Source organism: Actinomycetospora soli (assembly GCF_021026295.1).
Taxonomy (GTDB): Bacteria; Actinomycetota; Actinomycetes; order Mycobacteriales; family Pseudonocardiaceae; genus Actinomycetospora; species Actinomycetospora soli.
Window position 1 is genome coordinate 253,824 of record NZ_JAJNDA010000004.1, and the last position, 23,225, is coordinate 277,048.

Here is a 23,225-nt window from a genome sequence, read left to right on the forward strand (position 1 = left end):
CGGCGGCACAATGACGCGGTGTCCATCCGGCTGCTCGGCCCCGTCTCGGTGGTCGACGACGACGGGCGCGAGCTCCTGCCCGCCGGGCCCCGGGTGCGGGGTCTGCTGGCCCGGCTCGCGCTCGAGGCCGGGCACCCGGTCGACGCCGCCACCCTGGTCGACGCGCTGTGGGGCGAGGACCCGCCGTCGACCGCGAACGCCCTGCAGTCCCTCGCCTCCCGGCTGCGGCGCGCGCTCGGGGCCGACCGGGTCCGGAGCGCCGCGGGCGGCTACCTGCTCGCCGTCGACCCCGACGAGGTGGACGCGCTGCGCTTCGGCGCCCTCCGGCGCACCGCGACCGGCGAACCCGAGGACGGCCGCGCGGTCGCCCTGCTCACCGAGGCCCTCGCGCTGTGGCAGGAGCCGGTGCTCGGCGGAGTCCGGGACCTCCCGTTCGCCGGGCCCGCCGCCGCCCGCCTCGCCGACGCCCGGGCCGGGGCCGCGGAGGAGCTCGCCGCCCGCGGGCTCGCCGCCGGCCGGACCGACGTCGGGCGCGCCACCCTCCTCGCCGTCCTCGATGCCGACCCGCTGCGGGAGACCACGGCCATCGCCCTGGCCCGCGAGCTGCACGCCGGCGGGCGCCGCGCCGACGCCCTCGCCGTGCTCGACCGCACCCGCGCCACGCTCGCCGACGAGCTCGGCGTCGACCCCGGGCCGGACCTCCGACGCGCCCGCACCGAGCTGCTGCAGGACGAGCCCGTCGTCGTCGGGAGGACCCGGCCGCAGGCCCTGACCTCGTTCGTCGGGCGCGACGACGACCTCGCCCGGCTGCGCGCCCTGGCCGGCACGGCGCGACTGGTGACGATCACCGGTCCCGGCGGGGCGGGCAAGACCCGGCTGGCGACCGAGGCGGTCCGCGACGACCCGCGGCGGGTCGCGGTCGCCGAACTGGCCGCGCTGACCGCCGCGGACCAGGTCGCGCCGACCGTGCTGCACGCCGTCGGCGGGCCGGAGCTCGCGCTCGGGGACCGGAGCGCGCCCGACGCCGTCCTGCACCGCCTGCGGACCGCCCTGGCCGGCAGCCCCACGGTGCTGGTGCTCGACAACTGCGAGCACCTGGTCGACGCGGCGGCGACCCTGGTGCACGACCTGCTGACGACGGTCCCCGGGCTCGTCGTCCTCGCCACGAGCCGGGAGCCGCTGGGGGTGCCCGGCGAGGTGCTCCACCCGCTCGGCGCGCTGGACGACGAGCACGCGACGCGCCTGTTCGCGGAGCGGGCCGTCGCCGTCCGGCCGGACTTCGCCGTGGCCGAGCACGCCGAGGTCGTTCGGGGGATCTGCCGACGGCTCGACGGGCAGCCGCTGCCGATCGAGCTGGCCGCGGCCCGCGTCCGGAGCCTGGCACCGGCCGAGATCGCCGCGCGCCTGGCCGACCGCTTCCGGCTCCTGACGACGGGCGCACGGACCGCCCTGCCCCGGCACCAGACGTTGCGGGCCGTCGTCGACTGGAGCTGGGACCTGCTGACCGACGACGAGCGGCGGGCCGCCGCCCGGTTCGGGGTGTTCGCCGGGGCCGTCGACGCGCGCGCGGTCGCGGCCGTCGGCGGCGACGACGCGCTCGACCTGCTCGACGCGCTGGTGGACAAGTCGCTCGTGGTCGCGACGCCCGGGGCGCCGACCCGCTACCGCATGCTCGAGACGATCCGCGAGTACGCCCTGGCCCGGCTCGACGTCGCCCTCGACCGGGACGCGGTGCTCGCGGCGCACGCCACGTGGGTGCTCGGCGTCCTCGAACCCGTGGAGCCCGACCTGCGCCGCGCCGCCCAGCTCGACGCGCTCGCCGTCGTGCGGGAGGTCGAGGGCGAGGCGGTGCGGGCCCTGGAGCGGGCCGTCGACGCCGGGGACGCCGACCGCGCGCACCGCCTGCTCGCGGCGCTGACCTGGAGCTGGGTCGTGCGCGGCGACACGCCCGGACTGATCCACTGGTCGGACCGGGTGTTCGCCCTCCCGGTGCCGGACGCCGGGGCCGCCGTCGCCCTCACCCGCACGCTGCACGCGGCCGTCACGGCGGCCCTGCACGCGGACGTCGACGTCCGCGAGCACACCGACGCCGTCCTCGCGCTGCTGCCCGGGCTGCCGCGGCCGTGGCACCCCGTGGTCGCGCTGCACGAGCCGACGGCGCGCGCCTTCGTCGATGACGACCGGACGGGGCTGCTCGCCCTCGCCGAGGGGGCCGACGACCCGTGGCTGCGGGCCGCCGCGGCGCAGCTCGCGGGGGTGCACGCCGAGAACGCGGGCGACCTCGAGGTGCAGCGACGCTGCTTCCGCGCCGCCCATGACGGGTTCGCCGCCGTCGGCGACCGCTTCGGGCTGGGGATGATGACGTTCTCGCTCGGTGAGCTGGAGGACCTCGCCGGGAACCGGGCGGAGGCCCGCCGCACCTTCGCGGCGGCAATCGCCCTGGCCGAGGAACTGGGCAACGTCGACGACGTCCCCCAGTACCGCATGCGTCTCGCCGCCCTCGCGGCCCGCGACGGGGACGCCGCCGAGGCGCGGGAGCAGCTCCGGCGGGCCGCCACGACCGCGGACCGCTCCCGGGACCCCGGGACGACGGCCTGGCTCGCCTGGAGCGAGGCCGACGTCGAGCGCCGGCTCGGGGCGCCGGAACGCGCCCTCGACCTGCTCGCGGCCCACCCGCCGTCGTTCGAGGGCCTCGGTCCCGGGCGGGCCCAGCGGGAGGCGCTCGCCCACGACCTGCGCGCCGCCGCCCTGCTGGACCTCGACCGGCTCGCGGAGGCCCGCACCGAGGTCGAGGCCGCCCGGGCCGCCGCCGCACGGACCGCGGACGGACCGGTGATCGGTCAGGTCACCGAGACCGCCGCCCGGCTGGCCCTGGTCGAGGGCGACGCGGCCCGCGCCGCGGAGCTGCTCGCCGAGGCCCTCGCCCGCCGCGGTGCCCTGCACCTGGGCGACCCGGACGTCGTCGCGACCCGCGACGCGGTGCGGGCCCTCGGCCTCCCCGCCTGAGGGGAACCCTCGCGCCACGAGAGCGCCCGGATCCTCCCCTCACGGCGGCGAGGTCAGGTCCGGCGCCGGTACAGCGCGACCGCCAGCGGCGCGAAGATCACGACGACGACGGCCGAGGTGAGCAGGGAGATGGCCGCCGCTCCCCCGGCCGGGGCGCCGTCGAGCAGGGCGCGGACGGCGTCGGCGCTGCGCGAGACGGGGTTGATCGCGACGAAGCCCTGGAGCCAGCCGGGCATGGTGGCCGTCGGGACGAACACCGAGCTGGCGAACGTCAGCGGCAGCATGATCGTCGCGGACAGGCCCTGCACCGACCGCGGCTCCCGCACCACCATCGCCAGCGCCGTGAACACCCAGCACAGGGCGAACGCGAACGCGAGGACGAGCCCGAAGGCGGCCAGCACGGCGAGCGGCGAGGCGGTGGTCCGGTACCCGAGGGCGAACCCGAAGGCCAGCATGATCACGCCCGCCGTCAGGTAGCGGACGAGGTCGGCGGCGATCGCGCCGAGCAGCGGGGCCGCCCGCGAGATCGGCAGGCTGCGGAAGCGGTCGAAGATGCCGGTCCTGAGGTCCTCGGCGAGCCCGACGCCGGTGCCCGCCGACGCGAACACCACGGTCTGGAGCAGCACGCCGGGCAGCGCGAAGTGCAGGTAGTCGGCGCTGTTGCCGGCGATCGCGCCACCGAAGACGTAGACGAACAGCAGCAGGAAGATGACCGGCTGCAGCGTCACGTCGATGAGCGCCTCCGGCGAGTGGATCGTCTTCACGATCCCGCGCCGCGCCAGCGAGAGGCCGTGGCGCAGGGTCGAGGGCACCCGTCGTCGGGACGGGGCGTCCGGGACGGCGGGTGCGGTCGGCTCGAGGGTGGTGGTCATGCGGCGGCTCCTGTGGTGGCGTGGCCGGTGAGGGTGAGGAAGACGTCGTCGAGGCTGGGCAGGCGCAGGCCGATCTCGGCGACGGCGATGCCGGCGACGGCCAGGCGCTCCTCGACGCGGCGCAGGGCCGCGGCGTCCGAGGTGCCCACGACCACCTCGCCGGACGGCGCGATCGTCGGCTCCCGGCCGACGTCCGAGGCGACGATCGACGCGACGACCGCCGCCTCGCCCGGCCGCTCCGGCCGGACGTGCAGCCGCCGCCCGCCGGCCCGCGACTTCAGCTCGGCCGCGGTGCCCGAGGCGATGACGAGGCCGCGGTCGAGGACGACGAGGTCGTGGGCGAGCTGGTCGGCCTCCTCGAGGTACTGGGTGGTGAGCAGGACGGTGACGCCGTCGTCGGCGAGGGTCCGGACGGCCTCCCAGACCTCGTTGCGGTGGTGCGGGTCGAGGCCGGTGGTCGGCTCGTCGAGGAACAGGACCTCCGGGCGCCCGACGAGGCTCGCGGCGAGGTCGAGGCGGCGCCGCATGCCGCCGGAGTAGGTCCTCGTCCGACGGCCGGCGGCCTCGACGAGCCCGAACTGCTCGATCAACTCGGTGGCGCGCTGCCTGGCCTCGCGGCGGGAGAGGTCGAGCAGCCGGCCGATGAGGTACAGGTTGTCGCGGCCGGTCAGGGTCTCGTCGACCGCGGCGTACTGGCCGGTGAGCCCGATGCGGCGGCGGACGGCGGCGGGGTCGGCGACGACGTCGTGCCCGAGCACGGTCGCCCGGCCGCCGGTGGGCGGGAGCAGCGTGGCGAGCATGCGGACGGTCGTCGTCTTGCCCGATCCGTTGGGGCCGAGCAGGCCGAGGACCTGACCGCGCCCGGCGGTGAACGAGATGCCGTCGACGGCCCGGACGTCCCCGAACGCGCGGGCGAGGTCGTCGACCTCGAGGGCGGGGGTGGTGTGCATGGCTCCGAGCGTGGGCGGGCCCGCTGGTACGGGGCTGGCACGGCGCTGGTGCGCGCTGTCAGCCGTGTGCCACCGCTGACGTCGAGCGTCAGCCGTGTGCCACCGCTGACGTCCGGTGTCGGCCGTGGCCGGGCGGTGTCGGTGGCGGGCTGCTCCCCTGGATGCGGGCAGCGCGCCATCGTCGACCGGCCCCGGGGACGCGCGGACTGGTAGACCGGCGGTCGTGATCGACGAGGTGCGGCTCGACCTGCCGGTGCGGGCGGCGCTGCCGTCGTTGCGCGCCGCACTGGACGAGCACGGCACCGCCGTCCTCGTCGCCCCGCCCGGCACCGGCAAGACGACGCTCGTGCCGCTCGCGCTCGCCGCGCAGGTCGAGGGCCGGGTCCTCGTCGCCGAACCCCGTCGCGTCGCGGTGCGGGCCGCAGCGGCGCGGATGGCGTCTCTGCTCGGAGAGGAGGTCGGTGACCGCGTCGGCTACGCGATCCGCGGCGAGCGGAAGCCGGGCTCGCGCGTCGAGGTCGTGACGACGGGTCTGCTCGTCGCCCGCCTGCAGCACGACCCGGAGCTCGCCGGGGTCGACGCGGTCGTCCTCGACGAGTGCCACGAGCGGCACCTCGACACCGACCTCGCGCTCGCCTTCACCGTCGACGCCCGGGTCCTGCGCCCCGATCTCCGGCTCCTGGCGACCTCGGCGACCGCCGCCGCCGACCGGCTCGCCGACGCCCTCGACGGCCCCGTCGTCACCGCGCCCGACCCGCTGCACGACGTCGCGATCGTCTGGTCCCCACCATCGCGCCCCCTCCCGCCGCCACAGGGTCTGCGCGTGGAGCCGGCGCTGCTCGACCACGTCGCCGCCACCACCCGGCGGGCGCTCGCGGAGCACGACGGCGACGTCCTCGTCTTCCTCCCCGGGCGCCGGGAGATCGACGAGGTCGCACGGCGACTCCCCGGGACGGACGCCGAGGTCCTCCCCCTGCACGGCGGGCTCGGCGGCGCGGCGCAGGACGCGGTGCTCGCCGGCCCGGCCACGGCGCGCGAGCGTGGCGGCGAGCTGACGGTGGACGTCAGCGGTGGGCCACGGCTGACCGCGCCGGCACGCCGCGTCGTGCTGAGCACCTCCATCGCCGAGACCAGCCTGACCGTTCCGGGCGTCCGGGTGGTCGTCGACGCCGGCCTCTCCCGGCAGCCCTGGACCGACCACGCCCGCGGCCTCGACACGCTGGTCACCGTGCTCGCGTCGCAGTCGTCGGCGGTCCAGCGCGCCGGCCGCGCGGGCCGCGAGGCACCCGGCGTCGCCTATCGGTGCTGGTCGGAGGCCGAGCACGCCCACCGCGACCGCGACGACGACCCCGAGGTCGCCCACGCCGACCTCACCGCCTTCGCCCTCGCGCTCGCCCGCTGGGGCACACCCGACGCCGGCGGCCTCGCCCTGCTCGACCCTCCCCCGCCCGCCGCGTTCGACGCCGCCCGCGCCACCCTGCGCAGCCTCGGCCTCGTGCACGACGACGGATCGATCAGCTCGAGGGGCCGAGCGGTCGCGGGGGTCGGGGTGCACCCGCGGCTCGGCCGGGCGCTGCTCGACGGGGCCGCCGCTGTGGGCAGCAGGCTCGCCACCGAGGTCGTCGCGCTCCTCGCCACCGCCGGCCCGGGCGGGAGCGACGACCTCGAGGACCGCCTCCGCGCCGCGCGCTCCGGCGACGACCCGGGCCGGCGGGCCGAGGTCCGCCGCCTCGACCGGGCGCTCCGCGAGGTGCACACGAGGCAGCCCGGAGGCGCCCGGACCCTGCCTGACGTCACCCTCGCCGTCGGCGCCGCCACCGTCGTCGCCCTCGCCTACCCCGACCGTCTCGCCCGCGCCCGCTCCGCCGACGCCCGCGAGTTCCTGACGACGGGTGGCACCGGGGTGGAACTCGGGCGCGAGTCCCGCCTGCGCGGGCAGGACTGGATCGCGGTCGCCGACGCGGCGCGCGGGCCCGGCGACCGGGTGGCGCGGGTCCGGCTGGCCGTCCCGATCGACGAGGACCTCGCCCGTACCGCTGCAGCGCACCTGCACACCGACGACGAGGTCGTCGACTGGGAGGACGGCGACGTCGTCGCCGAGCGCCGCGAACGTCTCGGCGCCATCGTGCTCGCCCGGCGCCCCCTGCCGCACCTGACCGCGGACGCCGTCGCACCCGCCGTCCGGAAGGGGCTGGAGCAGGAGGGCCTCGGCCTGCTGCGCTGGACCGACGCCGCGACGGCGCTCCGGCAACGGCTCGCGTTCCTGCACGCCGCGCGAGGAGCGCCGTGGCCCGCCGTGGACGACGCGGCCCTGCTCGCGCGGGCCGACGAGTGGCTCGACCTGTCCCGCGTCCGCCGCCGCGCCGACCTGGCCCGGGTGACGCCGCCGCTCACGGCGTTGCTGCCGTGGCCCGAGGCGGCGCGGTTCGACGAGCTGGCGCCGACCCACGTCACGACGCCGGGCGGACGGCGGGTACGGGTGGACTACGCCGATCCCGAGAAGCCGACCGTGTCGCTGAAGCTGCAGCACGCGTTCGGCTGGGAGCGGACGCCGGAACTGGCCGGGCGACCCGTCGTCGTGCACCTGCTCTCACCCGCCGGGCGACCGGCGGCCGTGACCGCCGACCTGGCGTCGTTCTGGGACGAGGGGTACCGCCTGGTGCGCGCGGACCTGCGCGGCCGCTACCCGAAGCACGCGTGGCCGGAGGACCCCCGGCGCCCCTAGTCCCTAGTCCTTCGCCGCGACCTTCTCCAGCTTCTGCTTCACGGTCTTGCGGTCCTTCGTGTCCTTCTCGTGCTCGAGGGCTTTCTCCGCCTCGTCGGGCTCCATCGACGTCGCCCGCTTGACCGCGTCGTCGGCGTTCATCTCCTCGAGCTTCGCGTCCTTGCGGGCCTGCTTGGCCGCGGACGTGTTGTCGACGGTGCCCTGCCCCTTCTTCGACGCGTCCTTCTTCTTCGCGCGGGTCTTCTCCTTCTCGTCCTCGGAGAGTTCCTCCCACGCCTTCTTCGGCAGGTAGCGGTCGGTCCCGTCGTCGCCGCGGGCCTCGGTGGAGCCGTCGGCGGTCTGCCACTCCTCGTCGGTCCACTGCTTCAGGCTGCGCTGCTGCTCGGTCGGCTGGTCCTCGTGCTCGTAGTCGCCGCCCTGCTTCTCGTACTCCTGCGTGAGCAGCTGGCTCTTGCGGGCGGACCACTTCCCGGGCGCACCACCCTTGTCCGAGGCCTTGATCTCCTCCTTGAGGCGCTCCCGCAGCTCGGGATGGGTGTAGTCCTTCTCGTAGTCCTGCTTGCCCTTCGCCATGGGCGGGGCTACCCGCGTCGGCGTCCCTGCTCGCGGACGAGGGCGTCGAACTTCGGCGGCCCACAGATCGTCAGCATCCGCACCGGCTCGTCGCCCAGCACCCAGAGCGAGTGCTCGATGTCGCGCGGCAGGAAGATGAAGTCGCCGGTGTCAGCGGTGAACTCGTCGTCCCCGCAGCGCCCCCCGACGCGGCCCGCGAGGACGTGGAACATCTCGTCCTCGCCCTCGTGGGTGTGCGGCGCGACGACGAGGCCGACCGGCGCCGCCTGTTCCATGACCGACACCCGGCCCTCGGTGTGCTCGCCCGTCGCCTTCATCGTGAAGACGGCGCCGTCGAAGTCGTAGGTGTCGCCGGTCCCGGCCGGGCGCACGAATCCGCTCATGGACGGGGGCTACCCGTCGACGGGGCGGCCCGCTGCGAGTGCGTCCGGGCGACGCTCCACCGCCCTCCGTCGCGAGTGGGCGCAGGAGACAGGCCCGGACCTGCCTCCTGTGCCGTTCGGCAAGGCGCTAACCCCCCAGCGAGAACACCTTCCGCGCCGTCTCGCCGAGGATGTTCCGCTTCCCGTGCTCCGAGACGAACGGCAGCGCCGCGATGCGGCCGGGCACGTCGAAGTCCCAGTGCGGCCAGTCGCTGGAGTACATCAGCGTGTTCTCCGCGTCGATGGCCTCGAGCGTCGCGGCGAGCAGCTTGTCGTCGGTCCACTCCATCGGCTGCGAGGTGTAGTACATCTCGCGGATGTAGTGCGACGGCGGGCGCGTGAGCAGCGGGGCGTCTGACTGGCGCATCGAGTACTCGTGGTCGAGCCGCTGCATCATGAACGGCAGCCACGCGAGACCGCTCTCGATCCAGATCGTCCGCAGCCCCGGGAACCGCTCCGGGATGCCGTTGACCACCCAGTTGGTCATGTGCGTCATGTTGCAGGTCACGAAGCTCATCGCGTGCGCCGAGAGGAACCGGTTCATCGTCGACGTCATCGTGTCGGCCTGGTTCGGCCCGGCGTGGAAGCCGATCGGCAGCCCGCGCCGCTCGAGCTCCTTGTAGACCGGCATGTACGCGTTGCGGTGCACCCCGGCGTGGCGCTGCGAGGTCACCAGGAATCCGATGACCCCCGGGGTGTCCCCGAACTCCTCGATCGTCGCGAGGCAGGCGTCGGGGTTCTCGAACGGCAGGCCCAGCATCGTCCGGATGCGCGGCTCGCGCGGCAGCACCTCGGCGGTGAACCACCGGTTGTAGGCCTGCAGCAGCGCCGTCGCGACCTCCGGCTGCGGGTGCAGGCCCGTCTCCAGCATGGGCTGCGGGAACACGACCTGGACGTCGATCGACATCGCGTCCATCGCGCGGCGCACCAGCGTCACGTCGCGGTCCGCGCCCGACGTCGTCCCGGGGGTCTCCTCGGCCAGCGACGCCTGGTGCGGGATGCGCCCCGAGACGTCCTGCATCGTCAGGCCGGGCGAGTGGTTGTGCAGCGCCAGCCGGGCCGCGTTCGGCCAGTTCGCCATCATCTGGTTCGCGCTGTCGCGCATCACCGGGCTGTCGAGGTACTGCAGGATCTCCGGCCACGAGTCGAGCTCGACGTGGTGGGAGTCGACGTCGACGATGAAGTAGTCGTCGAGCCCGTAGCGCTCGGTGTCGCGCCGGGCGTTCGCGAGGATCTCGCGGGTGTCGGTGGCGGTGGTGATCTCCTGCGTGGGCAGGCGCCTCACATCGGTCATGACGAGCTCCTCGAGAACCACAGGGCGAGGTCGAACGGGTTGAGGTCGTTGCTGCGCAGGGCGGCGGTCGCGAGCACCACCGCGTCGGTCGGGCTGAGATCCGTTCCCGACGGCGGGTCGTGCCCCTCCTCGGCGGCGACGGCCCAGCAGCGTCCGGCGACCCCGACGAGCCGGCGCGCCGTCCCCGGCGGGAGCTTCGCGATCGCCCCGTCGTCGAGCCCCGCCGCGATCTCGGCCTCGAGCTCGGCGACCAGCGCGTCGATGTGCTCAGACCGTGACACGGATCCGGCCCTCCGCCTCGGCCACGTCGAAGCGCCGCAGCGAGGCGCCGGGCACCCCGGGGTGGCGACCGGTCGTCACGTCGTACTCGTAGCCGTGCCAGGGGCAGACGACGTGCATCGTGTTCTCGTCGAACCGCATCCCGAGGCTGCGCTGCTCGGCGTCGAGGCGCTCGCGGACGCGGCTGATGATCCGGCCCTGGCACGCCGGCCCGCCCTGGTGGGCGCACACGTTCTCCCAGGCGTACAACCGGCCGCCGAACCGGAAGATCCCGAGCGTCGTCGTGCCGTCGATCTCCACGACGAGGCGGCCCCGCTCCGGCACGTCGTCCGACGCGGCGACGTCGACGTCCCGCGCCTCGGATGTGGTGGTGGTCATACCGCTCAGCGTCCACGTCCGAGCCGCATCTGTAAATTTCACGATGCTACGGTGCTTCGTGAGTTCCTCGAACTTTACGTTGCGCCAGGTCGCCTACCTGGTCGCGGTCGCCGACCACGGCACGCTCGCGGCGGCCGCGGCGACGCTGCACGTCTCGCCGTCGGCGATCTCCGTCGCGCTCGACGAGCTCGACCGGGCCCTCGGCGTCCAGCTCACGCTCCGCCGCCGGGCGCACGGCGTGCAGCTGACCCCGGCCGGGCGCGCGGCGGTCACCCGCGGGCGGCGCCTGCTGCGCGACGCCGGCGAGCTCGCGACGAGCCTCGGCGAGGTCGCGGGCGTCGTGTCCGTCGGCTGCTACCCGACGCTCGCGCCGACGGTCCTCGCCCCGTGGATCGCGGCGCTGCGCGAGGCGCACCCCCGCACCCGGGTGGCGTTCGTCGAGGACGACCAGGACCGCCTGCAGCGCCGCCTGCTCGACGGCGAGCTCGACCTCGCCGTGCTCTACGACCACGGTCTGTCCCCCGACCTCGACACCGAGCGGGTCGCCGCCACCGTCCCCTACCTGCTCGTCGCCCGGGACCATCCCGCCACCGACCTCGCCGCGGTCGCCGACGAGCCGATGGTGCTGCTCGACCTGCCGCCCTCGTCCGACCACGCGCTCGCGGTCTGCCGGGAGCTCGGCGTCAGCCCGCGGATCGAGCACCGGACGCGGTCGACGGAGATGGTGCGAGCCCTCGTCGCCCAGGGTCTCGGCTGGTCGGTGCTCGCCCAGGCCGTTCCCGACGACGGGGTGGCGCGGGTCCCGCTGCCCGCCGACCCCCTGCCGGTGGTGGCCGCCCGGCCGCGGGCGGTGGCACCCAGCCCGGTGGTCCTGGCGATGCTGGCGGCCCGCCCGTGATCACGGCTCGCGTGCCGCCGCGATCACCGCGCCCAGGTCGCCGTGCAGCCGCAGCAGCTCCTCGACCGGCATGCCGAGCCGCGCCACGATCGCCGGCGGGATGCGCTCGGCCTCCGTGCGCAGCGCCCGGCCCGCGGCGGTGAGCGTGACGGCGAGGGTGCGCTCGTTGCCCGGGACCCGTCGTCGTTCCAGGTAGCCCTGGGCCTCGAGCCGCTTGAGCAGCGGCGAGAGCGTGCCGGGGTCGAGCGCGAGCCTCTCCGACAGCGCCGTGACCGACAACGGCTCCTCGCCCCACAGCGCGAGCATCACGAGGTACTGCGGGTGCGTGAGCCCCATCGGCTCGAGCAGCGGGCGGTACAGGGCGATCACCGAGCGCGCCGCCACCGCGAGCGCGAAACAGACCTGGTTCTCCAGGGCGAGGGGATCGATCTCCTCCGGGGCGGCCGTCACACTCCCGACCTTACACGTGGCGTGCATACTGTTGGCGTGCAAAGTGTCAAGCGACCCGGTCCCCTGTGGTGGCTCTGGTACGCCTACGGCGGCGGGCTGCCCGAACGCTTCGCGCCGTGGGTCCTGCACGACACCACCTGCCGCACCTGGTGGCTGCGCCACATCGCCCGGATCCTCGTGCAGATCGCGCCGTTCGCGGTCGCCATCGTCGTCTTCGTCCCCGGCCCGCTCTGGCTGCGCCTGATGTGCGCGCTCGGCGGCGGCATCATGGGCATGATCTTCGCGGTCGCGTACGTGCACGAGACCGCCGAGCACCGCCTGGTCAAGGCCGGTTACCCGGTCGGCACGGGGGTCGCCACCCGCGCGGAGCGTGACCGCGAGAAGGACGAGGCCGCCGCGGCTCGCTACGCCGAGCGCTACCGGCGTTCCTGACGACGGGTCGGCCCCCGTCAGCGGCTCGACAGCACCTGGCTGCCGTCGATCTTCCAGCCGCCGTCCTGCTGCACCATCCGGAACAGCGTCCGTTCCGTGCTCGTCCGACCGTCCCGGGCGGTGTAGGTGACCGTGGCGTCCACGGAGTCGCCCGGGGCGGCGGACAGCCCCCGGACGGTCACGCGACCGATGTCGCCCCAGAAACCGGCGTAGCCGGCGAACCCGCCGGCGGTGTTCCGCTGGTACGACGGCGTCAACCGCTGCCATCCCTGCGCCAGGTCGGTCGGGATCAGCGCGTAGTAGTCGATCACCGCCTGCTGCTGCGCGACCTGCTCCGGGGTCCCCGACGGCGAGGCCGTCGGGTCGGCGTCGGAGGCCGAGCCGTCGGAGGCCGAACCGTCGGAGGCCGAACCGTCGGAGGACGAGCCGTCGGAGGACGGGTCGGACGCGGCGCTCCCCGTCGACGGCCCGGTGGTGGCGCTCGTGCCCCCGCCCCCGGACGTCGAGAGCACCAGGGCGACGCCGGCGACCAGCAGCAGGAGCAGCGCGAGGCCGATCAGCAGCGGACGCCGGCGGCGCCGCGGAGCGGGCTCCGGGTCCGGCCCCGGGTCCGGCTCCACCGGCGCTGCGGGCGCGTTGCGGGGCGGCAGCGGGTGCGTGGTGCCCGCTGCGGCCGGCGAGCCGGACGCCGGCACGACCGCGACGCGGTCGGCGCCGCCCGGGGCGCCCCCGGCCGCGCCGCGTCGCGGCGGGACCGGCACGGTCGGGCTCGTCGCGGGCCGTTCCTCGGGCCAGGCGTCGGTCGCGACCTCGACGGCGGCGAGGCGCTCGAGCTCGTCCCGCACCTGGTGCATCTCGGGCCGGTGCACGGGGTCGGCCGCCAGCAACCGCTCCAGCAACGGCGCGAGGGCGCCCGCGCGCCGCGGGGGCGGGTGCTCCCCCGACGCCACGCGGTGCAGCAGCGCGAGGGCGTTGTCGGCGAGCCCGAACGGCGGGTCGCCCTCGACGGCGGCGTAGAGGGTGGAGCCGAGCGAGTACACGTCGGACCGGAAGTCGGCCCGGCCGCCGCGGGCGACCTCGGGGGCGAGGTAGGCCGGGGTGCCGGCCATCATCCCGTCCGAGGTCAGGGTGGCCTCGTCGATCGCCCGGGAGATCCCGAAGTCGGTCACCTTGACCACACCGTCGTCCCCGAGCAGGACGTTCCCCGGCTTGACGTCGCGGTGCACGATCCCGGCGGCGTGGGCGGCGGTCAGCGCGGCGGCGACCTGATGGCCCACCGCCGCGGCCGCCGTGGGGCTCAGCGGGCCGTCGGCGGCGAGTGCCTCGGCGAGGCTGCGCGAGGGCAGGTACTCCATCACGAGCCAGGGCTGCGCGTCGTGGTCGACGACGTCGAACACCGCGATCGCGTGCGGGTGGTGCAGGCGGGCGAAGAGCCGGCCCTCCCGCATGATCCGGCCGTAGGCCTGCTCGCGGCTCCGGTCGTCGACCGCCGACGGCAGGCGCACCTGCTTGAGCGCCACGGTGCGACGCAGGGTCTCGTCCTCGGCGCGCCACACCACGCCCATCGCCCCGCTGCCGACCTCGTCCCCGAGCCGGTAGCGCCCCGCGATCAGCCGGTCGTCCACCCGGTGCCCTCCCTCGCCTGCGCGCGAACGCGGGAGTGCCCAGCCGGGCCGCCCGCGATACGCCGGGTCCGCACGCGCGGGCTCAGCCGGCGAGGGCCACCGCCGCCCGGTACCGCTCCACGAGCAGCGACGCCACCGCCGGGTGGTCGCCCAGCGGGTCGGCGACCACGGCGGCGGCCACCCCGCACGCCCACCGGTGGAACACCCCCGGCGCGAGCAGCCACGTCAGCAGCGCGACCGGCCCGTCCTGCGCGCCCACGACCTCGGCGAGCCGGGGGTCGCCGCCCGCCACGTAGCCGACCGGGACCTCGCCGCCGAGCCGCTCCCCCACGAGCGCGGCCGCCGTCCGCAGGTCGGCCTGCGCCACCGGGTCCGTCGACCCGGCCGCGGCGAGCACCACCTGCTCACCGCCCCACCCGGCGTCGCGCAGCCGGTCCAGGGCCGCGTCGACGAGCACCGGGTCGGGCCCGAGCGGGTCGGTCACCCGCACGTCGGTGCGGCCCAGCGCGGCCAGCTGCTCGGGCACGTCGCGGCGCACGTGGAACCCCGAGGCCAGGAACGCCGGCACCACGACGACGGGTCCCTCGTCCAGCTTCGGCAGCAGGTCCGCCAGCTGCGGACGCGCGACGCCCGCCCAGGCCAGCCGCACGCCTGCGTCGGGGACGAGCGACCGCACCCGCGTGAGCAGCGCACCCCAGGTGGCCCGGCCCGCCGGGTCGTTCGTGCCGTGCGCGAGCACCACCAGCGTCATCGCGAGGCCACGTGCTCCTCCAGCCGCTTCACCATCGCGCCGAGCCGGAAGCGCTCCGGCGCGATCGACGGGACGTCGAGCCGGTCGAGCGGGGCCGCCGTCACCGGGCCGACCGCGCACGCGAGCACCCCGCCCCGCAACGCGCCGAGCAGGTCGTCCCGACGGCCCACCGCCTCCGCCCGGTGCACCAGCCCCTCGACGGCCGGGGCCGAGGTGAAGGTGACCGCGTCGACGTCCCCGGCGATCACGGCCTCGATGAGCGCGTCGACCGCGGGCAGGTCCGGCGGCGGCTCCCACCGGTAGACGTGCACCTCGACGACGTCGGCGCCCGCCTCGCGCAGGGCGCCGAGGAACGACGTCATCGGGTCACCGTGCAGCTGCACCGCGACCCGCCGCCCGGACACCCCCACGGCGAGCAGGTGCTCCAGCACCTCCGGCGACGACTCGGTCTCGTCGGCCGACCACGCCTCGCGGAACCCGGCACCGCGGATCGCGCCGCGCGCCTTCGGGCCCCGCGCGAGCAGCTCGGCGTCGGTGAGGACCGCCCGCAGCCGCTCCCCGAGGCCCCACTCGTCGGCCACCTCGAGCCAGCCGCGGAACCCCTGTCCGGTGGTGGCGACGACGACGTCGGGCGGCGCGTCCAGCAGCGTCCGCGTGGTGGCGGCCAGGTCCGAGTCGTCGGCCAGCGGGACGATCCGCATCGTCGGGCCGTGCACGGTCGTCGCGCCCTTGCGGTGGAGCAGTTCGATCTGGTCGTCGGCGCGACGGTCCGCCGTCACGCCCACCCGCAGCCCGGCCAGGGGGCCCTCCGTCATGGGCTGCCGACCTCCACCGTCCCGTTCACCACCCGCACAGGATAGGTCGCCACCCCGACACCGGAGTCCTCCAGCGCCCGGCCGGTCTCCAGCGCGAAGTGCTGCTTGTACAGCGGCGAGGCCACCACCGGTGTCCCGCCGAGGTCCCCGACGATGCCGCGCGAGAGCACCGAGGCGTGCGAGAACGGGTCGACGTTGTGCAGGGCGAACAGCCGGTCGTCGTGGGTCCGGAAGACCGCCACCGGCTCCCCCGCCACCAGGGCGCACACCCCGCGCTCCGGCTGGAGCCGCTCCAGCGGGCAGACGGGCGTCCACCCCGTTCCCGACGACGGGTCGGTGCCGGTGCGTTCGTCGAGTGCGGTCATGCGGGGGCTCCCATCGGGATCCGGGCGCCGTCGGTGATCGGCACCCCGCCCAGGCCGAGGGCGGCGAGGTCGGTGGGCTGGCCGTCCTTCATCCCGGCGGGGACCCGGCGGCCGAGGTGGTCGACGAACTCGATCGTCGGGTCGGGCACGCCCGGCGCGTTGACGAACGAGGTGAACCGCGCGAGCTTCTCCGGGTCGTCGAGCACGGCGGCCCACTCGTCGGCGTAGCCCGCGACGTGCGCCGCCATCTGCTCGTCGAGCGCGGCGCAGATCCCCAGCGAGTCGTCCATGATCACCGCGCGGAGGTGGTCGATGCCGCCCTCGAGCGACTCGATCCACGGCGCCGTGCGCTGCAGCCGGTCGGCGGTGCGGACGTAGAACATGAGGAACCGGTCGATCGTGCGCACCAGCGTCGTCGTGTCCAGGTCGGAGGCGATCAGCTCCGCGTGCCGCGGGGTGAACCCGCCGTTGCCGCCCAGGTAGAGGTTCCACCCGGTCTCGGTGGCGATGACGCCGAAGTCCTTCGAGCGGGCCTCGGCGCACTCGCGGGCGCAGCCCGACACCCCGGACTTCAGCTTGTGCGGCGAGCGCAGCCCCCGGTAGCGCAGCTCGAGCGCGACGGCGAGCCCCACCGAGTCCTGCACGCCGTAGCGGCACCAGTCGGTGCCCACGCACGACTTCACCGTCCGCAGCGACTTGCCGTAGGCGTGGCCGGACTCGAACCCGGCGTCGACCAGCCGCCGCCAGATCGCCGGCAGGTCGTCGACGCGCGCGCCGAACAGGTCGATCCGCTGCCCGCCGGTGATCTTCGTGTAGAGCCCGAAGTCCCGCGCCACCTCCCCGATCGCGATGAGCCCGTCCGGCGTGACCTCCCCGCCGGGCAACCGCGGGACCACCGAGTAGGTGCCGTTGCGCTGCATGTTCGCGAGGAAGTGGTCGTTGGTGTCCTGCAGCGTCGCGGACTCGCCGTCGAGCACGTGCCCGCCGGCGAGCGTGGCGAGCATCGAGGCGACGGCGGGCTTGCAGACGTCGCAGCCGCGCCCGGTCCCGTACTGCGCGACGATCTCGCTGAACGTGGTCGATCCGGTCACGCGGATGATCTCGTAGAGCTCCGCGCGCGACCGGGTGAAGTGCTCGCAGAGGGCCGTCGACACCTCGACGCCGCAGCTCGCGAGCACCTTCGCGAGCGTCGGGACGCACGAGCCGCACGTGGTGCCCGCCCGGGTGCACGCCTTGAGCTGCGGCACGGTGGTGGCCTCGCCGGACGAGATCGCCTCGACGAGCGCGCCCTTGGTCACCGCGTTGCAGGAGCAGATCTGGGCCGCGTCGGGCAGGGCCTCGAACCCCACGGCCTCCCCGCCGGCGGGCGCGATCAGCGACATGGGGTCGCCCGGCAGCTCCGCGCCCAGGAACCCGCGGAGCGTGTCGTAGTCCGAGGCGTCGCCGACGAGGACGCCGCCGAGCAGGGTCCGCGCGTCGTCGGAGACGACGAGCTTCGCGTAGGTCCCGGCCACCGGGTCGTCCAGCGTCACCTCGAGGGCGCCCGGCGTCGCGGCGTGGGCGTCGCCGAAGCTCGCGACGTCGACCCCGAGCAGCTTGAGCTTCGTCGACAGGTCGGCCTCGGTGAAGCGGCCGTCCCCGCCGGTGAGGCGCTCGGCGACCACCTCGGCCATGGCGTAGCCGGGCGCGACGAGGCCGTAGGTGCGGCCCCTCACCGCCGCCACCTCGCCGATCGCCCAGACGTGCTCCGCGGAGGTGCGGCAGCGGTCGTCGACCAGCACCCCGCCGCGCTCGCCGACCTCGAGACCGGCCGCGCGGGCCAGGGCGTCCGCGGGTCGGATGCCGGCGGAGAACACGACGACCGAGGCGTCGAGCTCGGTCCCGTCGGAGAGCGTGACGGTGAGCCCGCCGCGGTGGTCGCGGGCGATCGAGCTCGTGGACACGCCGGTGTGCACGCGCAGCCCGAGGTCGGACACGAGCCGCTGCAGCAGCGCCCCGCCGCCCTCGTCGACCTGGACCGGCATGAGCCGGGGCGCCATCTCCACGACGTGCGGCGACAGGCCCAGCCGGCGCAGCGCGTTCGCGGCCTCCAGCCCGAGCAGCCCGCCGCCGACGACCACGCCGGCCCGGCGACCCGCGCCCGCCGTCGAGACCGCCCGCTGCGCCGCGGCGCGCAACCCGTCGAGGTCGTCGAGCGTGCGGTAGACGAAGACGTGCTCGAGGTCCCGGCCGGGTACCGGCGGGACGAACGGGACGCTGCCGGTGGCGAGGACCAGCTCGTCGTAGGCGACGTCGCGGCCCTTCCCGGTGCGCACCGTGCGGGCCACCGGGTCGACCGCGGTGACCGGCTCGTCGAGGTGCAGCTCGACGCGCGGGTCGTGCCCGTCGAGCGTGAGGTCCTCGGCGGACGCGTCGCCCACGTAGGACGACAGGGCCACCCGGTCGTAGGCCGGCCGGTTCTCCTCGGCCAGCACGACGACGCGCCAGGTGCCGTCGGGGTCGAGCCGCCGCAGGCTCTCGACGAACCGGTGGCCGACCATCCCGTGGCCGACGACGACGACCGTCTTCACGATGTGTCTCCCTTCGGTCGACGTGTGCTCACACGGACGCGTACGAGACCGCGGCGCCGGTGCCCGGGTCGGTCGCGGCCCGCGGACGGCGCATGTAGACGAGGTAGGTGACGGCGAAGCAGACGGCGTAGAAGGCGAGGAACGCCCAGAACGCGGGCACGCCGCTCTGCACGGTGAGGAACGACTGGCGGAAGGCCAGGTTGATCAGCAGCCCGCCGAAGGCGCCGATCGCGCCCGCGATGCCGATCACCGCGCCCGAGACCCGCCGGGCCCACAGCAGCGCCGCGTCCGTGTCGGACGACGAGGACGAGGACGCGGACGCGAGGGCCTTCGTCCGGAAGATCGCCGGGATCATCTTGTAGACCGAGCCGTTGCCGATGCCCGAGGTGATGAACAGCAGCGTGAAGCCGACGACGAACAGCGCGAGCGACTGCTGCCCCGAGGCGACGATGCACACCAGGGTGGCGACGGCCATCGCGACGAAGTTCCAGAAGGTCACCCGCACGCCGCCGACGCGGTCGGAGAGCCGGCCGCCGACGGGGCGGATCAGGGAGCCGAGCAGCGGGCCGATGAAGGTGAGGGCGGCCGCCTGGAGCGGGGTGCGGCCGAACTGGTTCTGCAGCACGAGCCCGAACGCGAAGCTGTAGCCGATGAACGAGCCGAAGGTGCCGATGTAGAGGAAGGAGATCACCCAGGTCTGGGCCTGGGTCGTCGCCTCCCTGAGCGCGCCGGTGTCGTTGCGGACCGAGCTCAGGTTGTCCATGAACAGCGCCGAGCACAGGGTCGCGAGGACGATCAGCGGGATGTAGATCCCGAGCAGGACGCGGATGCCGGTGACGCCGCCGCCCGCCGTGGCGAGGACGAGCAGGCCGAGCAGCTGGATCACCGCGACACCGAGGTTGCCGCCGCCCGCGTTGAGGCCGAGCGCCCAGCCCTTGTGCCGGTCGGGGAAGAAGGCGTTGATGTTCGTCATCGACGAGGCGAAGTTGCCGCCGCCGACGCCCGCGATCGCGGCGAGCACCATGAGCGTCGTGTAGCTGACGCCGGGCTGGACGACGAACGCGGCGAGGATCGTCGGGACCAGCAGCAGGGCCGCCGCGATGATCGACCAGTTCCGGCCGCCGAACACGGCCACGGCCATCGTGTAGGGCAGCCGCAGGAACGAGCCGACCAGGGTCGGCATCGCGACCAGGAAGAACTTGCCGGCGACGTCGAGCCCGAAGGCCTCGTTCGGCATGAACAGCACCACGACCGACCACAGGGTCCAGATCGAGAACCCGATGTGCTCGGAGAACACCGAGAACCACAGGTTGCGGTTCGCGACCCGCCGGCCGCCGCCCTGCCAGAACGCCTCGTCCTCGGGCCGCCAGTCGTCGATCCACCGGCCCCTGATCGACCCCTCGGACCTCGCGGACGGAGCATCCCCCGTCGCTGCGCTCGCCCCAGCCGTCATCTCGTCCGCCCTCCGCCTCGCCGGGGGGCGCCCACCGGGGCGCCCCGTCTCGGCGGCGACGCTAGGAATCGGTCGTTACGCGGGAATGACGACGTGTGTCCGGGGAACGACGGAAGGAGAGCCGCCCGTCACGCGTGGGCTCAGAGCAGTTCGGTGATCACGCGCGCGGCGTGCTCGAGCCCCCGCAGCGACTCCTTGGTGCACGCCGGGTGCTGGGCGTGCACGGCGAGCCGGAAGAGCAGGCCGTGCAGCAGCATCTGCGGCCACTGGTCCAGGTGCGACCAGCGCGTCACGATCCCCGCGTCGGCCCCGCCCCAGGCGAGCGCGTCGACGACGACCACGGCCGCCGCCCACTCCACCGGCCGCCAGAACGGCACGAGGTCCAGGACGGCGGGCGGGGTCTGGTCCTCGCCGGCCCCGGGCCCCTCGAAGAGCACGGTGCCGAAGAGGTCGCCGTGCACGAGCTGCAACGGCAGCGTCGTCGACACCCGGCGGCGCACGAGCTCGGCGAACAGGTCGCCGCCGGTCTCGGGGTCGAGCGGGACGGTGCGCTCGCCGAACGCGGCGCGGTCGGCGCGGGCGAGGATGTCGTCGCGGTCGTCGACCAGGCGCGGGCGGGACAGCCGGGCGGTGGCGCGGTGCAGGCGCAGCGACACGGCGACGACGTCGTCGTGGCGCGGCCGGACCTCCCCCGCGACGTCGTGGCAGGCCGACCAGCCCGAGACCACGCGGCGGCCGTCGGAGGCCCGGACGGGCCGGGCGAGGCGGATGCCGTCGACCCCGCCGGCAGCGAGCTCCTCCAGGGTCGCGGCCGACCACGCGGCGAGCACGGTGTCCGAGACGGGGCGCAGCAGCACGCCGTCGCAGCTCCACGCCGGCCCGGGCAGGTGCGGCCGCGGGCGGGGCACGGAGTCCCGCACACCGAAGGCGGTCCGGACGTGCAGCGGGGGCCCCTCGGGCTCCCCGGCCGCCGACGCCCCCTGCGACGAGCCCTGAGCCACCGCGGTCATCGTTCCCCCGTCGCCGAGAAGGCCCTGCCCGTCACGCTCCGCACGCTATACCCGACACGGGTCGAGTCAGGGGCACAGGCCCCGGCGTGTCCGTCCCCGCCGGTCGGCCCGGGGTTCGGCGCTCAGCGGTCGTCGACCAGGCGTAGCACCCGGCTCACCCGGTCGAGCCACCACGTGGCCCGGTCCGGGGACATCCCCCCGTTCCCGACGTCGGGTCGGGGCGCCTCGCGCAGGACCGGCAGGGATCCGGCCCCGGGCACCAGGGACGCCGCGACCGTGTCCTGCGCGAGCAGGCTCGTCGTCCCCAGCCCGCAGGCGTACGGCAGGTCGGGCAGCGCGCCCGCCAGCGCGAGCCCCGCGGCGAGCCCGACCGAGCTCTCCACCGCCGACGACACCACGCACGGCAGCCCGATCGCCTCCGCGATCCGCAGCGCCGCCGCGACCCCGCCCAGCGGCGCGACCTTGACCACGGCGACGTCCGCCGCCTCCGCCTCGACCACCCGCATCGGGTCGGACGCGCGCCGGATCGACTCGTCGGCCGCGACGGGCACGTCGACCCGCCGCCGGACGGCCGCCAGCTCCTCGACGGTCCGGCACGGCTGCTCGACGTACTCCAGCCCGCCCGCGGCCCGGTCCAGCGCGCGGATCGCGGCGACGGCCGCGTCCACCGACCACCCGCCGTTCGCGTCGACCCGCACCCGCCCCGCGGGTCCGAGGGCGGCGCGCACCGCCTCGACGCGCGCGAGGTCCTCGGCCGGGTCCTGCCCGGCCTCGGCGACCTTGACCTTCGCCGTCCCCGCCCCCGAGTCCGCGGCGATCCGGTGCGCCTGCTCCGGTCCGACGGCGGGCACGGTCGCGTTCACCGCGACGCGGTCGCGGAGCGGGGCCGGCCAGGCCGGTCCGAGGGCGGACTCCAGGGCGCACCGCAACCAGGGCCCGGCCTCGACGTCGTCGTACTCGACGAAGGGACAGAACTCGCCCCACCCGCCGTCGGGACCGGCCAGCAGCAGCGTCTCGCGGACCGTGATGCCCCGGAACCGCACGCGCATCGGCAGGGCCACCGGGTACGCGCGGAGCGCGACGCCGCCGACGGTGGTGACGAGATCGTCCACCCGCCCCACGGTAGTCCCGATCATGATCATGGGCGGCCCGACGGCCTACCGTGGTCGGCATGGACCGCACCCGCCCCGTCGAGGTCGTCGCCACCGACGGGTCCGCCGCGGCGGCCCGCGCCCTCGGCGAGCGCCTGGTGGCCGCGGTGTCCGGGCACGGCCCGGCGATCCTCCCGACCGGTCCCGACGACCCGCTCCCGCCCCGCCGGCTGACCGCTCCGGTCGCGCCCGGGGTCGCCGCCGTCGTGACGACCTCCGGGTCGACCGGCGTGCCCAAGGCCGTCCTGCTCAGCGGCACCGCGCTCGCTGCCTCCGCGGTGTCGACGGCCGCCCGGCTCGGCGGCGAGGGCCGCTGGCTGCTCGCGCTGCCCGCCCACCACGTCGCGGGGGTGCAGGTGCTGCTGCGCTCGGCCCGCGCGGGCGTGCCGGCCGCGGTGATGGACCTGCGCGAGGGCTTCCGGCCGGACGCGTTCGCCGCGGCGGTGCGGGCCGCCGACCCGGCGGTCTCGCGGCTCTCCCTGGTGCCCACCCAGCTGCGGCGGCTGCTCGACGACGCCGACCACGGGGGCGGCGCGGGCCTGGACGCGCTCCGCCGGTTCGGCGCCGTGCTGCTCGGCGGGGCGGCCGCCGAGGCCGCGCTGCTGGAACGGGCCCGGACGGCGGGCGTGCGGGTGGTCACGACCTACGGCATGAGCGAGACCTGCGGCGGCTGCGTGTACGACGGCGTGCCGCTGGACCGGGTCGGCGTCGAGATCGAGGACCCGGACCCGTCCGGCGCCGGACGGATCGTGCTCGGCGGCGCGACGGTGGCCGACGGCTACCAGGGGCTGGACGACCCCGCGTTCCTCCCCGGACGGCGCTTCCGGACGTCCGACCTCGGACGGGTGGACCCCGACGGCCGGCTGACGGTGCTCGGCCGCGCCGACGACGTCATCGTCACCGGCGGGGAGAAGGTGCCGCCGGCGGTCGTCGAGCAGGCGCTCCTCGCGGTCCCCGGGGTGCGCGAGGCCTGCGTGGTCGGGGTCCCGGACGCCGAGTGGGGCGCGCGGGTGGTCGCCGTCGTCACCGGGGCCGGCCTGGAGCCCGACCTCGTGCGCGGGGCCGTCGCCGACCGGCTCGGCCGCGCCGCGCCGCGCGACGTGCGGGTGCTCGAGGAGCTGCCGCTGCGCGGGATCGGCAAGCCCGACCGCGCCGCGGTGCGTGATCTCTTCCACCCGTCCGCGGGGGCAACACCGACGTAACGGC

At 75.6% G+C, this 23,225-nt stretch carries 21 protein-coding genes; 5 read left to right on the forward strand and 16 right to left on the reverse strand.

Annotated features, from left to right (window positions below):
* Positions 1 to 18 precede the first annotated feature (18 nt).
* The gene (locus tag LN037_RS08210) at positions 19 to 3,006 is read left to right on the forward strand and encodes an AfsR/SARP family transcriptional regulator (RefSeq protein WP_230751447.1); all 2,988 of its coding nucleotides are present in this window, start codon (positions 19 to 21) and stop codon (positions 3,004 to 3,006) included.
* Between the two features lie 53 nt (positions 3,007 to 3,059).
* Here LN037_RS08210 and LN037_RS08215 read toward each other — a convergent pair whose 3' ends face one another.
* Both LN037_RS08215 and LN037_RS08220 read right to left on the reverse strand, forming a co-directional pair.
* Positions 3,060 to 3,878 (reverse strand): ABC transporter permease, encoded by an 819-nt coding sequence (locus tag LN037_RS08215; RefSeq protein WP_230751448.1) that lies wholly within the window; start codon positions 3,876 to 3,878, stop codon positions 3,060 to 3,062.
* Entirely contained in the window at positions 3,875 to 4,828 is a 954-nt protein-coding gene (locus LN037_RS08220) for an ATP-binding cassette domain-containing protein (protein WP_230751449.1), read from the reverse strand. The genes LN037_RS08215 and LN037_RS08220 overlap by 4 nt, the downstream gene beginning before the upstream one ends.
* A gap of 223 nt (positions 4,829 to 5,051) precedes the next feature.
* Here LN037_RS08220 and hrpB point away from each other — a divergent pair, with 223 nt between their 5' ends.
* The gene (gene hrpB, locus LN037_RS08225) at positions 5,052 to 7,553 is read left to right on the forward strand and encodes an ATP-dependent helicase HrpB (protein ID WP_230751450.1); all 2,502 of its coding nucleotides are present in this window, start codon (positions 5,052 to 5,054) and stop codon (positions 7,551 to 7,553) included.
* Positions 7,554 to 7,556: 3 nt separating this feature from the next.
* Here the strand turns inward: hrpB and LN037_RS08230 are convergent, their stop codons facing one another.
* The 5 genes from LN037_RS08230 to LN037_RS08250 form a co-directional block, all read right to left on the reverse strand.
* Positions 7,557 to 8,126 (reverse strand): hypothetical protein, encoded by a 570-nt coding sequence (locus tag LN037_RS08230; protein WP_230751451.1) that lies wholly within the window; start codon positions 8,124 to 8,126, stop codon positions 7,557 to 7,559.
* A gap of 8 nt (positions 8,127 to 8,134) precedes the next feature.
* Positions 8,135 to 8,509: a cupin domain-containing protein gene (locus LN037_RS08235; RefSeq protein WP_230751452.1), complete on the reverse strand. Its 375-nt coding sequence runs from the start codon at positions 8,507 to 8,509 to the stop codon at positions 8,135 to 8,137.
* A gap of 127 nt (positions 8,510 to 8,636) precedes the next feature.
* Positions 8,637 to 9,842, reverse strand: a complete 1,206-nt coding sequence (locus LN037_RS08240; protein ID WP_230751453.1) for an amidohydrolase family protein — start codon at positions 9,840 to 9,842, stop codon at positions 8,637 to 8,639.
* On the reverse strand, positions 9,839 to 10,123 hold the full coding sequence (locus tag LN037_RS08245) for a hypothetical protein (protein WP_230751454.1): 285 nt from the start codon (positions 10,121 to 10,123) through the stop codon (positions 9,839 to 9,841). The genes LN037_RS08240 and LN037_RS08245 overlap by 4 nt, the downstream gene beginning before the upstream one ends.
* Complete coding sequence (locus LN037_RS08250) at positions 10,110 to 10,499, reverse strand: Rieske (2Fe-2S) protein (RefSeq protein ID WP_230751455.1); 390 nt, start codon at positions 10,497 to 10,499, stop codon at positions 10,110 to 10,112. The genes LN037_RS08245 and LN037_RS08250 overlap by 14 nt, the downstream gene beginning before the upstream one ends.
* A 58-nt stretch (positions 10,500 to 10,557) precedes the next feature.
* Between LN037_RS08250 and LN037_RS08255 the strand changes: the two genes are divergently transcribed.
* Positions 10,558 to 11,397, forward strand: a complete 840-nt coding sequence (locus tag LN037_RS08255) for a LysR family transcriptional regulator (RefSeq protein ID WP_230751456.1) — start codon at positions 10,558 to 10,560, stop codon at positions 11,395 to 11,397.
* Here LN037_RS08255 and LN037_RS08260 read toward each other — a convergent pair whose 3' ends face one another.
* Complete coding sequence (locus LN037_RS08260; RefSeq protein WP_372460401.1) at positions 11,398 to 11,847, reverse strand: MarR family winged helix-turn-helix transcriptional regulator; 450 nt, start codon at positions 11,845 to 11,847, stop codon at positions 11,398 to 11,400.
* Positions 11,848 to 11,883: 36 nt separating this feature from the next.
* On the opposite strand from LN037_RS08260, the gene LN037_RS08265 reads away from it, so the two are divergent.
* Positions 11,884 to 12,279 carry a DUF5313 family protein gene (locus LN037_RS08265; protein WP_230751458.1) on the forward strand — a complete coding sequence of 132 codons (396 nt, stop codon included), beginning with the start codon at positions 11,884 to 11,886 and terminating at the stop codon, positions 12,277 to 12,279.
* Positions 12,280 to 12,296: 17 nt separating this feature from the next.
* Here the strand turns inward: LN037_RS08265 and LN037_RS08270 are convergent, their stop codons facing one another.
* From LN037_RS08270 to LN037_RS08305, 8 genes are all read right to left on the reverse strand, one after another.
* The gene (locus LN037_RS08270; RefSeq protein ID WP_230751459.1) at positions 12,297 to 13,904 is read right to left on the reverse strand and encodes a serine/threonine-protein kinase; all 1,608 of its coding nucleotides are present in this window, start codon (positions 13,902 to 13,904) and stop codon (positions 12,297 to 12,299) included.
* An 82-nt stretch (positions 13,905 to 13,986) separates the two neighbouring features.
* Positions 13,987 to 14,655, reverse strand: a complete 669-nt coding sequence (locus tag LN037_RS08275; RefSeq protein WP_230751460.1) for a sirohydrochlorin chelatase — start codon at positions 14,653 to 14,655, stop codon at positions 13,987 to 13,989.
* A complete protein-coding gene (locus tag LN037_RS08280) occupies positions 14,652 to 15,470 on the reverse strand; it encodes a uroporphyrinogen-III synthase (RefSeq protein WP_230751461.1) in 819 nt (272 codons plus the stop codon). The genes LN037_RS08275 and LN037_RS08280 overlap by 4 nt, the downstream gene beginning before the upstream one ends.
* Entirely contained in the window at positions 15,467 to 15,835 is a 369-nt protein-coding gene (gene nirD, locus LN037_RS08285; protein ID WP_230751462.1) for a nitrite reductase small subunit NirD, read from the reverse strand. Before nirD ends, LN037_RS08280 begins: the two co-directional genes overlap by 4 nt.
* Complete coding sequence (gene nirB / locus LN037_RS08290; RefSeq protein WP_230751463.1) at positions 15,832 to 18,405, reverse strand: nitrite reductase large subunit NirB; 2,574 nt, start codon at positions 18,403 to 18,405, stop codon at positions 15,832 to 15,834. Before nirB ends, nirD begins: the two co-directional genes overlap by 4 nt.
* 28 nt (positions 18,406 to 18,433) lie before the next feature.
* On the reverse strand, positions 18,434 to 19,858 hold the full coding sequence (locus tag LN037_RS08295) for a nitrate/nitrite transporter (RefSeq protein WP_230751464.1): 1,425 nt from the start codon (positions 19,856 to 19,858) through the stop codon (positions 18,434 to 18,436).
* 140 nt (positions 19,859 to 19,998) lie between these two features.
* Positions 19,999 to 20,868, reverse strand: coding sequence for a TIGR02569 family protein (locus LN037_RS08300; RefSeq protein ID WP_230751465.1), 870 nt, complete (start codon positions 20,866 to 20,868; stop codon positions 19,999 to 20,001).
* Between the two features lie 122 nt (positions 20,869 to 20,990).
* Positions 20,991 to 21,917, reverse strand: a complete 927-nt coding sequence (locus tag LN037_RS08305; protein ID WP_230751612.1) for an o-succinylbenzoate synthase — start codon at positions 21,915 to 21,917, stop codon at positions 20,991 to 20,993.
* Between the two features lie 122 nt (positions 21,918 to 22,039).
* On the opposite strand from LN037_RS08305, the gene menE reads away from it, so the two are divergent.
* Complete coding sequence (gene menE / locus LN037_RS08310) at positions 22,040 to 23,221, forward strand: o-succinylbenzoate--CoA ligase (protein WP_230751466.1); 1,182 nt, start codon at positions 22,040 to 22,042, stop codon at positions 23,219 to 23,221.
* Positions 23,222 to 23,225 lie beyond the last annotated feature (4 nt).